Here is a 13,421-nt window from a genome sequence, read left to right on the forward strand (position 1 = left end):
TGAAGTTACCGTTCCTTGCTGAAAGTTGATAATCAGAAAAAAGTGTTAACCAACTCATTGTATTGTTACAGATATTCAAGGTTGATATGCTTTTTTGTACTGCTGGCTGTGCTGATTTTTCAATTATTGTCGATCTACCAAGCTCTTTAAGCCAAGTTTTACGTTACATTATTTCTTAAAACCCTTCTTCATTACTCCATTATAAAAATTTTCAAATTACTGCATGATAATTGCCATCACGGCTTGAAAATTATTTATCGAAACATCTACAGGATCTCGTCAATGCCTCATTTTATTTTTAACATTTTAACAAGGATTAATTAGATGCAATCTGAAAATGAGCGCTTTGAAACTTTCTCCCCTTATATACGCAGCATTGCGCAGTGCAAGGAAATTCTCCGGGACTTGAATGGTACTTGGGGGCTGATTTCATCGATTGCGGAAATTAGTTGCCCTAAAGAAGCTGCTTCCATACTGCCTGCGATGGAGGCAACAAAAAACGGCTTTCGTGATCTTGAAAGTAAATTAACCGGTCAACTGGTTTCGGAAGAGATTAAAAAAACCTGTCTTGAACTTGAGTCCAAAGCACAAGTATCGATAGATATTTTGGTTCGTAACCTTTATGAACGGACTGCGGATATTGGCTTTCTGGCGACTAATGCCGATATATGTAATTTTGTAAATACTACGGTACAAGGCGAAAGAGCAAACTTGTCGATGATTAATCAATTACTCGACGAATACGGCTCAAAATATACCGTATACGATGACATTATTATTCTGGACACCGACAGTCGTATACTCGCCAGACTTGATCGTAACACGGCAATAGTTAATCAAAATATTTCCGACCCGATTATTCGTGAGACCTTACACTCAATCGAAGATTATGTTGAATCCTTTGGCAAAACCGAACTCCGGCCTGATATAGACCGGGCTCTTATATATTCAAAAAGAATAGTCGATCCGGCTGATGATTCGGTGATTGGCGTTTTGTGTTTGTCATTCCGTTTTGATAACGAGATGGAAGGCATCTTTCGCAGCTTGCAAAAGAGAGGCGACAAAGCTGCCATGCTGCTTTTAAATGCCAATTCTGTCGTGATTGCGACGAGTGACCCTGACCATGTGCCGATTGGCCGAGTCATTGAAGCGGTTCCAGAAGGTGATGACTATGGCGTGACTCACTTTGCCGGGCGTGAATATTTATCGGTAACGCATAGAGGTCGACCCTATCAAGGTTATGCCGGCCAAGAATGGTATGGACATGCGATGATTCCATTACAGTCGGCATTTACTCCTTCTGCTGCTGACAAGGAAGTTAATGCCGAAATTATTCGCCATGGAGATTCCCTGTACCCCAAGCAGTCTGGCGTTATTGCTGGTGCTGCCAAAGATATTAATTTGTTTTTGCATCGGGTAATTTGGAACGGTCAAGTTATGGCGACTAACGAGCATGGTAATATCATCTCGCTCAAAGCCATTTTAAGACAAATACGCTCGATGGGCGCGCGTACGGCTCAAGCACTTGCCGATTCCAGTAGTAAGTTACATACCACGATGATTACCTCGGAACTTCGTAATGCCGAATCTATTGCACGGCTTATGATTGATATAATGGATCGCAATCTGTATGAGCGCAGCAATGATTGTCGCTGGTGGGCATTGACTTCAGAAATTCGGCGTATTATGTCGTCAGGCGATCTACGTTCTGATGATAAGGCAAAAATTACCGATATTCTTTCTTATATCAATAAGCTGTACACGGTCTACACGCGCCTTGTTATCTATGATATGAAAGGGACGGTCATTGCTGAATCCAATTTGCATAATGATCCGGTGGTTGCCGTCGGGCGACAGGTAGATGCAGGTTATGCGCAGGAGAGTTTTTCCTTGCGCTCACCGCAAGAATACAAGGTTTCCAGTTTTGAAGATTCCTGGCTGTATGAAGGGAATTCTACCTATATTTACAATGCCGCTATCCGACATATTGATGATATGGATAAAGTTGTTGGTGGTATCGGTCTTGTTTTTGATTCAACGCCCGAATTTAAACACATGCTTGATGATTGCTTGCCTGATGAACCCGGCGTTTTTGGGTTATTTGTGGAGCGCCCCAGCGGTCGTATTATTGCCTCAACCGGAGACCCCAGCTTTAATAATGGTCAAGTTTTTAGTGTCGATCCTGAGCTTTTAGAGCTGAAAGAAGGCAAAGGGAAATCCAAAATACTACTGTATAACAAAAAATATTATGCTGTTGGCTGTTACTCATCGGGTGGCTATCGTGAATTTAAAACAACCGGCGATTATCATAATGATGTCGTCGCTTTCGTGTTTATTCCTATCGGTGAACAGATCGAAGAGACAGAAGCCAATCAACGTGAAATCATCGTTTATCCGCCGGAGCCAGTTACCGGTAAAGTTATCGATTTGGCAACATTCTATATTGGTTCTGAAATCTATGCCTTTTTTGCCGCTGATGTCCTGGAAGCGATAGATGTTTCGCTGATCAAAACTCTGCCCGGTACAAAGTCTTATATTATCGGCAGCGTTATGTATTGCGATAATAGCTCCGAGGGGATCAACGAAAAAATGCCGCTGCTAGTCATTGACGGCAGAATTTTGACCAATATGCCCATTGAACAGGATCGGCAAGAAAAAACAACGGGTGCCGTTATCATAATTCGTACCCAAAATGGCCAAATTGGTTTATTGGTTGATGAGTTGGATGCCATTGCTACTTTTGAAGAAACAGCAATCCAGCCAGTTAACGGCCTGCTTGGTGAAGACGGTGGCTATATAAAATCATTAGCTAATATCCCGGACAGCAACGGCTCCAGCAAGATACTGATTATATTGGATCAGAACATGATTCTTGATGCTGCCCGTAAACGATAACTACATTTTTTTACCGGCCTGTTATTTACCAATAATGAGTCTGCTTATCTGCTTAAAAATGCATAATTCATGTGTTCTTTTATTAAGCAAAAAATGATAATGAGATTATGAAAACGGGGCTTATTAGTAACAGAATGCCGGCAGATCTGATTATCTACATCCGTGACCATGCCGGACGCAGTATAATTAAAAAAGCCTTCATTATTAAAAGCCGTCATGACTAAACATAATTATCAAAAACCATCGCAGCAAACTCAAGAGGAAGCGTTGAAAATAGCCAAGGGAATTCAACGCCCGGTTCAAACCAAAGAACAGACCAAGCTGGTTGCTCAAGGTGTTCAAAAAGGCATTGATCTCTACAAAAAACAGCAAAAAGAAAAAGCCAGAGACTTGAGCAGAAAACTCAATAAAATATCACGTCAAAAGGAATCATCAATTGAGTCGGATATTCATGAAATACAAGAAAACGTAGTTTATAAGCAGCATTGGCTACCTTGGTTGCTACTGTTTTTGACATGGCTGGGCATAGGTATTTACTTTCTCATTTGAATTCAAGATTGATGAACATTCGCTTATCGAAATTTGAAAAACAGGTCTGCACAATCAGTCAATATTGAAATGGCTGAAAGTGTCTCTATTCAGCCCGTAGTCTCGGTTACAACTGAAATATGCAGGAGGTACTTAACGATAGTGGAAGCTAGAATCTCGTCAGGAAAAGTGATGGCGAGTAATGCAGGAGCGATAGTGTAAGCTGATATCTGCCTGTTTGATGTGTTGGATTATGACTATCGCCTAACCAAACTTGGGGTCTATTGAGAAGGGGGGGGGGAGAATTAGCGGAGAGTCGACATATCCAAAATAATTTTGTAATCCTTATCATTAACCGGGACAAATCTTTCAGCTTTCAACTTACTCAGTAAAGGTGCGATTTCCTCCCCACTATTAAAATATACCGATCGAATTTGTTCTTTAAGTTTGCTACATAGCTTGTTGCGGTATACCGTTGGTTCATTAGGGATGGGTGCGGATTTCCATAGTACTCTAAAATCATTGCGGTTGAACATACCTTGAGTAATGCTTTCATCCAGAAGGGCGCTGGATACAAAAGCGGCTTGGGTATGTCCATTTAGAACACTTTGAGCAGATCGGTCATGTGATCCGGAATACACAATGCCGCCAAAAAAGTCTTCCAATGGCATGCCGGTATTCCTGGAAAAAAGCACTCGTGGAATTAAAGCGCCTGAAGCGCTAGCAGGATCAACAAGGCTAACCTTTTTTTTTGCCAACGAATTGATGTCTTTGTATGGGCTGTTGGCTTTGACGATAAGCAGTGAATGGTAATTTACGCCTTCTTCATTAAAGGTACCCTGAGGGCGGGCATAAGTGGCAAATACTTCAATTGATGAATCCCGATGCTTGGCCTGCGCGTAGGCTGCCGGACCCATTTCGGCAAAATCAATCTGTTCCGATAGCAGTCCTTCAATTGCTGTGTCGTATGAGGTGGGTAGTATGATTTCAATTTTCCGACCAATTTTTTTCTCCATAAAATTTAGTAAAGATCGATAATGTTGCGCTTGTTCGATTGTGTTTGTCTTGGTCATAAAAGAAAAATGCAATGGATTAGGGTTACTACATTTTTCCGCCTGCGCCACTGGTATATGAAAAACAAACACCAGAACCAGGGTAAGGATTAAAAAGTGCTTCACGGGCATAGTTTCTCCTTGATTAATAATTGCCTTATTGCATTGTCAGGGACAGGGCGACTGAAAAAATAACCCTGTACTTCGTCACAGCCCGATGCTCTCAAATAGACCAACTGTTCGCTGGTTTCGACACCCTCAGCAACGACCCGCATCCCCAAGTTATGAGCTAACGCAATGGTAGACGTCACAATCACCGCATCGTCGTGACTATTGCGAATGTTTGAGATAAAGCTTCGATCAATCTTGATAGTATGGATGGGCAAATTTTTTATATAGCCCAAACTGGAGAAACCGGTACCGAAATCATCAAGGGCGATATGTATTCCAGAATCTGCTATATGATTAAGGATGGTTTTAGCCGTCTCAATGTTTTCTACCAGGCTACTTTCCGTCAATTCTATCTGTAGATACTTTGATTCAAGACCATATTGGTCCAAGCATTGAGTAAGGTATTTAGCGAGTGTATCGCTTTTAAGCTGTTGCCCGGAAACATTGATTGCCACTGGTACGATTGGTATCCCTGCAGATTTCCATGCGGAAATTTGACGGCAACTGGCTTCTATCACCCAGTTTCCCAGTTCGATGATATGCCCGGTATTTTCTGCCAAAGGGATAAAAGTATTCGGAAATATTAGTCCGTGCTCAGGATGCTGCCAACGCACCAAGGCTTCAAGCCCAACAATTTGATATGAAGAAAGGTCAATTTTCGGCTGAAAATGTAATACAAATTCGCCATTTTTTATTGCCGTAGAAAAATGTTGATCTAAAGTGAACTCAAGAATATTTTCAGTATTAAGGCTGGCATCAAAGAATGTATAGGAGCGGTTTTTGGAGTGTTTGGATTGGTACATGGCCAAATCTGCATTTTTCATAAGAGCAATCATATCATTACCATCACGTGGAAAAATGGCGATGCCAACACTGGGATAAATTTGTAAATCATGACTCGCCAAGTCAATGCAGGGTTGGCTTACCGTTTCAACTATTTTTTTAGCTACACCAGTGATATCACTTTCATTTTGTAGTCCGGTTAGCAAGATTACAAACTCATCCCCGCCAAAGCGCGCAATCACATCAGTCTTGCGTAGCGTTAATTGAAGCCGGGTAGCAACGGTTTGCAAAAGTAAATCACCTACGTGATGGCCCAAGCTATCGTTGATTGCCTTGAACCGATCCAGATCAATAAATAATACGGCATAATGCAAGCGGTTACGTTTTGCATTAATTAGATATCTGCTGGCTAATTCTGTGAATTTGTTTCGGGTATAAAGGCCGGTCAAGTAATCAGTTTCTGCCAGATCGAAAGCTTTTTGCTTCTCATCATGGAGTTTCAAGATAAGTTCGTTTTTATCAATTTCTGATGCAACCAATGCCATGAAGGCTCGCTGTTTTCGCTGGATAGCAAACGCAATTAATATCATGGAGATGATAACCACCATCGTTAAAAAAAATACCAGCAGTAGCGCTTCTCTTTTTTTCTCTCTGAAACTCTTCAACATCTCATTGATTTCCTGACTTACAATAATAGAGAAGGGATGCCGGTCTGAATGCTGGTAAGTGATTATGCGAGAAACTTGATCTTGAAAAAGTGGCTTAAAATGAACGAAAGGGTTTGTCGAGTTGGCGGTGGTAATGTTTGATGTTATCAATGCACTCCCACCAAATTCAAGCCCGGCTATACTGGCACGGGCAATTTCCTGGCCATCATCTCTCACAATATTGATGATCTCAGTCATACTCATTGCCAAGTTTTGATTAAGGCGTAAAAGATAACCAAGGTCTAGGACCAAAAGAAGTACACCAGTATTTTCTTCGCGGCTATCCTTGACGAGATAAAGCAGGGGGATTTGCCACGCATCAGAAAGTGTTTTTGGTATGGGTCCAAAAACCATTCCAGACTTAACATTCTGTATGTCAATTGCCAGCCTTTGCTGAATGACATTATTTAATGTCGCATCAGGTAGTGACGGAGCGGAAGAGAAGATCTTTTGACCATGCCGATCATAAATTTCAATTCGGTTGAAGGCTTGATCAGTGCCAAGCATGGCAGTTATTCGGGTTTGGGTAAGGGTGTTTTGCTGATTTTCCAGTAATTGAGAGCTAAAGGCGCTGAAGAGTTTTCCTCGATCAAGCAACTGGTTGAGATTTTCAGAAACAGTTGCTGACAGGTTATGCTGGAAAGATTTTGTGTTTTCAATTACTAATCGTTCTTGGTTTTCAATGCTTTGTAATATGTATAACCAAATTGCCAGAAGCATTAGTAATGACAGGCTTGCCGCTCCGAGCATTAAACGCCTCCAACTATTGTGAGGGCCAAATAAAAATAGTTTGCCAAATACTCCTGAAATTGATCTGAACATTTGCAACCTTGTTTTTGCAAAGCTTTCATAATACAGCATGGATATTACAAAATTATGAATTTTAGCAATGACAGGCTCCAACATTCTGTAAAGTCTTTCAAGGGCTTGTGAAAAAGATTGACAGTTTGTCACGATTAGGTAGTGTTTAAGTCTGATGGTTACTGTGATGTGACTTTAAGTAATAGCTTTAGATACCAACCAGATATTCACTGGAAATTATGACTATATCTTCCTTGTAGACTGCTGCCGGTAACAAGGTCCAGTTTGGATTCACAATTCGTAGCCTGGCTTTATAGTAGCTTTATACTATGTTAATAGAATTATAGGTAGTTACATGGAACATTACAGAAACTTATAATCTTGATTACTAGTCACAAACAGACCTGTCTGCTATCCACATCATCAAGAGAATTATATTATAAATCAAATGATTGACTATATTGTCAAATCGACAATGACGGGTAATCATGAATAGTAAATAGCTGTTCGTAACATCGTTGAATACCAACAAAAATCCTGCGCTACTTGGGTATATTTATGCTTGGGTATCATCTAAAATTAAGGTTCACCATAATGCCCAGCTATCCACATTATTAGCTATAGTGGATAAAGAAACTTTTTCTTTATCCACTATATAAATATGGTATCTTTCTTCCTGAGTTAGAGGGTTGAGTGTTTTTTATTGGAAAGCGTTCTGGTTTTTTGTTTTGGTTGACGAAAATCATGGCTTCTAACCTTTTTAAGCGGTGGTGCATTTATTAGATAAATTGACGATACTTACGGAGTGATAAAATGGATGAGAAATTGGATCAGTGGAAAGAATTAGCTAACTCTGAAGTAAAAAGAATGGGTAAGACTGTCGATGATTTGGTTTCCAAGACCTTGGAAGGTATTGATATCAAGGCACTTTATACCTCTGAAGATATTAAAAATTTAGAAACCATTGATTCCCTGCCGGGTATTTCTCCCTTTGTCCGTGGCCCGAAAGCTACCATGTATACCGCCAGACCTTGGACAATCAGGCAGTATGCCGGTTTTTCCACTGCCAAAGAATCCAATGCTTTTTATCGCAAGAACTTGGCTGCAGGCCAAAAAGGTCTTTCTGTAGCGTTTGATTTGGCAACTCATCGTGGCTACGATTCCGATAATCCCCGTGTAGAAGGCGATGTTGGTAAGGCTGGCGTAGCAGTTGATAGCGTTGAAGATATGAAAGTGTTGTTTGATCAGATTCCTCTTGATCAGATGTCGGTTTCCATGACCATGAACGGGGCCGTTATCCCGGTTTTAGCCTTTTATATTGTTGCTGCAGAAGAACAAGGTGTGGCACAAGCATTATTAACCGGTACGATTCAGAACGATATCTTGAAGGAATATCTGTGCCGTAATACTTATATTTATCCGCCGACGCCCTCGATGCGGATTATTTCCGACATAATTGAATATTGTTCAAACAATATGCCCCGTTATAACACGATTAGTATCAGTGGCTACCACATGGGTGAAGCGGGTGCGAACTGTGTTCAGCAAGTGGCATTTACTATTGCCGATGGTATTGAATATATAAAGGCTGCCATCAAGGCCGGTCTGAAAATTGATGATTTTGCGCCGCGTCTCTCGTTCTTTTTTGGCATAGGCATGAATTTGTTTATGAACGTGGCCATGCTGCGTGCAGCCCGTTTCCTATGGAGTGATGCAGTCGAACAGTTTGGTGGCAATGAGCAATCCAAGGCCCTGCGTACTCACAGCCAAACCTCTGGTTGGAGTTTAACCGAGCAAGATCCCTATAACAATATTATCAGAACGACCATTGAAGCCTTATCGGCAACGCTGGGTGGAACGCAATCCTTGCATACCAATGCCTTTGATGAAGCGCTGGGTTTGCCAACCGAGTTCTCTGCCCGCATTGCCCGTAATACCCAGATTATTCTGCAAGAAGAGTCCGAGATTTGTAACACCGTTGACCCATTGGCCGGCTCTTACTATGTTGAAGCGCTGACGGATACCATCGTTCAGGAAGCCCGCAAGATTATGGCCCAAATCGATACTGCAGGCGGTATGGCCAGAGCCATTGAGCTGGGGATTCCCAAGCATATGATTGAAGAGGCGGCAGCAGAAACGCAATCGCTGATTGATCAAGGCAAACGTGTCATTGTGGGCGTCAATAAGTACAAGTTGCAAAAAGAAGAAGCCGTTAATGTTATGGAAATTGATAATCAAGCAGTTCGCGAAGAGCAAATTGCCAACTTGCAGCAGATTAAGCTCGCCCGTAACAGTGCCGATGTTAAAGAGACTTTGGCGAAAATTCGTGTTGTTGCCAAAGAGGGTGGTAATTTGCTGGCAGCAGCTATCGACGCGGCTCGTGTTCGCGCTACTCTGGGTGAAATTTCTGATGCGATGGAAACTGTTTTTGGTCGTTACTTGGTGCCTAGTGAGTGTGTAACGGGTGTCATTTCCAGAGAGTATCATAACAGTGAAAAAGGAGCCTGTGAGTTTGACGAGGTTAAGCAGTTGGTTGATGATTACGCTAACAACGAGGGTCGGCGTCCACGGATTTTGATTGCCAAGATGGGGCAAGATGGACATGATCGTGGTGCAAAAGTGATAGCCAGTGCGTACTCTGATTTTGGCTTTGATGTTGATTTGAGTCCGATGTTTTCGACACCGGAAGAAATTGCCAAACTGGCGGTAGAAAATGATGTGCATTTTGTGGGCGCGTCTTCTCTGGCTGCCGGACACAAGACGCTGGTACCTGAGTTGATTAAACAATTGCAGGCGTTTGGCCGTGGCGATATTAAAGTGATTGTCGGTGGGGTGATTCCGCCACAGGATTACGATTATTTGCTGGAGCGTGGTGTAGCCAAAATTTATGGTCCGGGAACGCAGATGATCAAGTGTGTCCGTGAAGCGATGGAGCTTTTGAACCAAGAATGATTAATGCGATGAGTGCCGATGAAATCGTCGCAGAAATTTTAAATGGCAATAGAGCCATTCTTGCCCGGGCCATGACCATCATTGAGAGTACGCACCCCAAGCACTATAAACTGGCGGGCGAGATTATCGATAAAGTAATGCCGTTGGTGGGCAAAGCCAGGCGAATCGGTATTACCGGTGTTCCGGGTGCCGGCAAAAGCACGCTGTTGGAAGTGTTGGGTATGTATTTGATTAATAGTGGTTTAAAAGTAGCTATTATTGCGATTGATCCCAGCAGCAGTATTAGTGGCGGTAGTATTCTTGCCGATAAAACCAGAATGACGACTTTGCTTAGAGAGTATAACGCCTTTATCCGTCCTGTTCCCTCCGGCGGGCATTTGGGCGGGACCAGCCGAAGAACCAGAGAGCTGACTTTTCTTTTGGATGCGGCGGGCTTTGATGTTGTATTTATTGAAACGGTGGGTGTGGGTCAGTCTGAAATTGAGGTGGCTAACGTGGTCGACTTTTTCTGTCTGGTGCAAATTGCCGGGGCAGGCGATGAGCTTCAAGGTATTAAAAAAGGGGTCATGGAAGTCGCGGATTTAATTATTGTCAACAAGTGCGATGGCGATAATAAAGCGATGGCTGAAATTGCCCGGAGTATGTTTAAAAATGCGTTGCAGATAGTAAAGCCTAAATATAGTCAATGGCAGGCACAGGCATTAACCTGTAGCGCAAGAGATAATGCGGGAATAAAAAATATTTGGGATGTCGTGGACAGATTTTATGCCACTATGGAGCCTAATGGAGTCGTAGCGTCAATACGGAAAAGCCAAAATATACGCTGGATGAAACAGCAAATTGAGGAAAATGTAATCAATATGATTTATAGCACTCAGGATATTAAAGAGCTATATAGTAAAGCTAAAGCCCGTGTGGAGAGTAATCAGCTTTCTCCACGAAACGCCGTAGAGACTGTTAGTCAATACATTGTCGAAAAATTAACTTATGACGTTTTGAAATGAATCACTATGAATTTGTAAAGGTTGAACTCAAAGACAGGGTCGCTATTATCGAGTTTAATTATATAAAGAAATTGAATGCGTTGAGCGAATGTTTTATTCAAGATATTTTAAAAGCATTGGCAGACTTAAATGTTCCGGAGGTTCGTTGTGTTATTCTGCGAGCGCCCAAGGGCAGCAAAGTATTCTCCTCTGGTCATGATATCAGTGAGTTGCCAAAAGCCAAGCGCGATCCATTGCCGCTAAGCTATCAAGATCCTTTGCGCATTCTCACACGCACCATTCAGCGCTATCCGAAACCGGTTATTTCCATGATTGAAGGCAGTGTCTGGGGCGGCGCTTTTGAATTGATCATGAGTACCGATATTGTTATTTCCAGCGATAAATCCACTTTTGCCATGACGCCGGTAAACTTGGGTGTTCCTTATAATGTTGTGGGTATTCATAATTTAATTCGCGATGCGGGTTTACATGTAATGAAAGAAGTTATTTTTACCGCGACTCCGATTACTGCTGAACAGGCGTTAAAGATTGGTATATTGAACCATAGTGTTCCGGATGATGAGTTGGAAGCTAAAACTCTTGCCATTGCCAGGTTGATCTGTGAAAAAGCACCGCTTGCCATCGAAGTAATCAAAGAAGAAATGCGTGTCCTGTGTGAGGCAAATGCCATTAATCCGGATGAGTTTGAGCGGATTCAAGGGCTTAGACGCTACGTTTATGACAGTCTTGATTATAGCGAAGGATTGACTGCTTTTTTTGAGAAGAGAAAACCCAATTTCATTGGAAAATAAGGTCTTAGGTAACTCGCCACAAATACCCCTGCAATAATTACCACCGATTATAAACAGATTTAATCGGTGAATTTGTGGGGAATCAATGTCACTAAGTTAAACCGTTCGCTCAGCCAACGGAGTTCGACCAATGGCGCTCAGTGGACGGAGCTCAACCAACGGTTTATCTTCCCAAGAGGCGCTTAACTTAACGACATTCGGTGGCGGACTATTTGTTGCGCTTTCCTTACCAGTAACAGGATCAAATGATGACCCAATATTCACTATTAACCCCGGAAGAAGCAGCCAGCATTATCAACAATAATGACATGGTTGCCTTTAGCGGGTTTACTGCCGCCGGATCTCCAAAAGTGTTGCCATTAGCCTTGGCTCAGCGAGCCAGATCTTTACATGAAAAAGGCGAAGACTTTGCCATACGTTTGATTACCGGGGCTTCTGTGAGTGCTCAAGCTGATGACGAATTGGCGGCTGCAAAATGCATTAAATGGCGTGCCCCTTATCAGTCGGCATCAGGTATGCGTAAAGCCATTAACAATAATGAAGTTGAATTTGTTGATATGCACCTTGGTGAGGTTGCGCAAATGTTACGTGCCGGATTTTTTGGTGAGATAGACGTGGCAGTGATTGAAGCGGTTGATGTCACCAGCGATGGCCGTGTTTTTCTGACGTCGGGCATTGGCAATTCGCCCACTTTTTTGGAGCATGCAAAAAAAATAATTATTGAAAGAAACAGTTATTTTTCCTCACGAATTACCGAGTTTGCCGATAACGTCACATTGCCCGGTCCGCCCAAACGTCCGGTTATTCCACTTTATGGCACGATGGATAAAATAGGCAAGCCCTATGTGCAGGTTGATGCCTCTAAAATAGTGGGTATTGTCGAAACCAATCAGCCAGATCAGATTGAAGCATTTACAAAAAATGATGAGACCTCTGTACAGATAGCGCACAATGTCGAAAAATTTTTACTCAATGAGCTTAACTTGCGGCGCATCCCCGAAGCCTTTTTGCCGATTCAAAGTGGGGTCGGTAATATCAATAACGCCGTGATGAATACCTTGGGTAAAAACCCCGATATTCCAAAATTCACCCTATTTTCCGAAGTCCTGCAAGACTCGGTTGTTGATTTGCTTTTGAGTGGCAAGGTTATTGGAGCCAGTGCGTCCAGTTTGACGATTACGCCCGATAAACTGCAAACTATTTTTGATAATATGGACTTTTTTAGCGATAAAATTGTTCTCAGGCCGCAGGAAATTTCAAATAACCCTGAGTTGATCAGGCGTCTTGGTGTAATCGCTTTGAATGTGGGTCTGGAATTTGATATTTATGGTCATGCCAATTCTTCGCACGCGTTAGGTTCTGATTTAATGAACGGTATCGGTGGTAGTGGAGATTTTGAGCGTAATGCTTATCTGTCCATTTTTATGGCCCCTTCGATAGCCAAGGGCGGCAGAATATCATCGATTGTGCCTATGTGTGCCCATGTTGATCATAGTGAGCATAGTGTCAAGGTGATTATTACCGAGCAAGGTATTGCTGATTTGAGAGGCCTGTCGCCCTGCCAGCGGGCTAAAGTCATTATCGAAAATTGTGCGCACCCGATGTATAAGGATGCGCTGTATCGGTATTTATCTACTTGTAAGCCTGGTCACATACCGCATGATTTACATCATGCGTTTGATATGCATATCAAGTTTCTGGAAACCGGCAGTATGTTGTAATGTCCGCTTCGGCTCC

The 13,421-nt window shown here is 42.4% G+C and carries 9 protein-coding genes; 6 read left to right on the forward strand and 3 right to left on the reverse strand.

The genetic code is table 11. The annotated features are described in order from the left end of the window. Positions 1-324 precede the first annotated feature (324 nt). Positions 325-2,895 carry a chemotaxis protein CheW gene (locus tag N7974_RS01315; RefSeq protein ID WP_262963907.1) on the forward strand — a complete coding sequence of 857 codons (2,571 nt, stop codon included), beginning with the start codon at positions 325-327 and terminating at the stop codon, positions 2,893-2,895. 216 nt (positions 2,896-3,111) lie between these two features. Continuing rightward, the gene (locus N7974_RS01320; protein ID WP_262963908.1) at positions 3,112-3,444 is read left to right on the forward strand and encodes a DUF2956 domain-containing protein; all 333 of its coding nucleotides are present in this window, start codon (positions 3,112-3,114) and stop codon (positions 3,442-3,444) included. 284 nt (positions 3,445-3,728) lie between these two features. Here N7974_RS01320 and N7974_RS01325 read toward each other — a convergent pair whose 3' ends face one another. Together N7974_RS01325 and N7974_RS01330 are read right to left on the reverse strand one after the other, a co-directional pair. Continuing rightward, positions 3,729-4,607: a phosphate/phosphite/phosphonate ABC transporter substrate-binding protein gene (locus N7974_RS01325; protein ID WP_262963909.1), complete on the reverse strand. Its 879-nt coding sequence runs from the start codon at positions 4,605-4,607 to the stop codon at positions 3,729-3,731. Next, positions 4,598-6,886: a putative bifunctional diguanylate cyclase/phosphodiesterase gene (locus N7974_RS01330; protein ID WP_262963910.1), complete on the reverse strand. Its 2,289-nt coding sequence runs from the start codon at positions 6,884-6,886 to the stop codon at positions 4,598-4,600. The genes N7974_RS01325 and N7974_RS01330 overlap by 10 nt, the downstream gene beginning before the upstream one ends. An 864-nt stretch (positions 6,887-7,750) precedes the next feature. Between N7974_RS01330 and scpA the strand changes: the two genes are divergently transcribed. The 3 genes from scpA to scpB are packed head-to-tail and all read left to right on the forward strand — an operon-like array spanning position 7,751 to position 11,684. Beyond that, complete coding sequence (scpA, locus tag N7974_RS01335; RefSeq protein ID WP_262963911.1) at positions 7,751-9,889, forward strand: methylmalonyl-CoA mutase; 2,139 nt, start codon at positions 7,751-7,753, stop codon at positions 9,887-9,889. Next, entirely contained in the window at positions 9,886-10,893 is a 1,008-nt protein-coding gene (meaB, locus tag N7974_RS01340; RefSeq protein WP_262963912.1) for a methylmalonyl Co-A mutase-associated GTPase MeaB, read from the forward strand. The genes scpA and meaB overlap by 4 nt, the downstream gene beginning before the upstream one ends. Beyond that, a complete protein-coding gene (gene scpB, locus N7974_RS01345; RefSeq protein WP_262963913.1) occupies positions 10,890-11,684 on the forward strand; it encodes a methylmalonyl-CoA decarboxylase in 795 nt (264 codons plus the stop codon). The genes meaB and scpB overlap by 4 nt, the downstream gene beginning before the upstream one ends. A gap of 96 nt (positions 11,685-11,780) precedes the next feature. Here scpB and N7974_RS01350 read toward each other — a convergent pair whose 3' ends face one another. Next, on the reverse strand, positions 11,781-11,948 hold the full coding sequence (locus N7974_RS01350) for a hypothetical protein (RefSeq protein WP_262963914.1): 168 nt from the start codon (positions 11,946-11,948) through the stop codon (positions 11,781-11,783). Between N7974_RS01350 and N7974_RS01355 the strand changes: the two genes are divergently transcribed. Then, on the forward strand, positions 11,930-13,405 hold the full coding sequence (locus N7974_RS01355) for a succinate CoA transferase (RefSeq protein ID WP_262963915.1): 1,476 nt from the start codon (positions 11,930-11,932) through the stop codon (positions 13,403-13,405). The two genes, N7974_RS01350 and N7974_RS01355, sit on opposite strands and share 19 nt — an antisense overlap. The last annotated feature ends 16 nt before the right edge of the window (positions 13,406-13,421 follow it).

This window comes from Methylobacter psychrophilus, assembly GCF_025583945.1.
Classification (GTDB): domain Bacteria; phylum Pseudomonadota; class Gammaproteobacteria; order Methylococcales; family Methylomonadaceae; genus Methylobacter_C; species Methylobacter_C psychrophilus.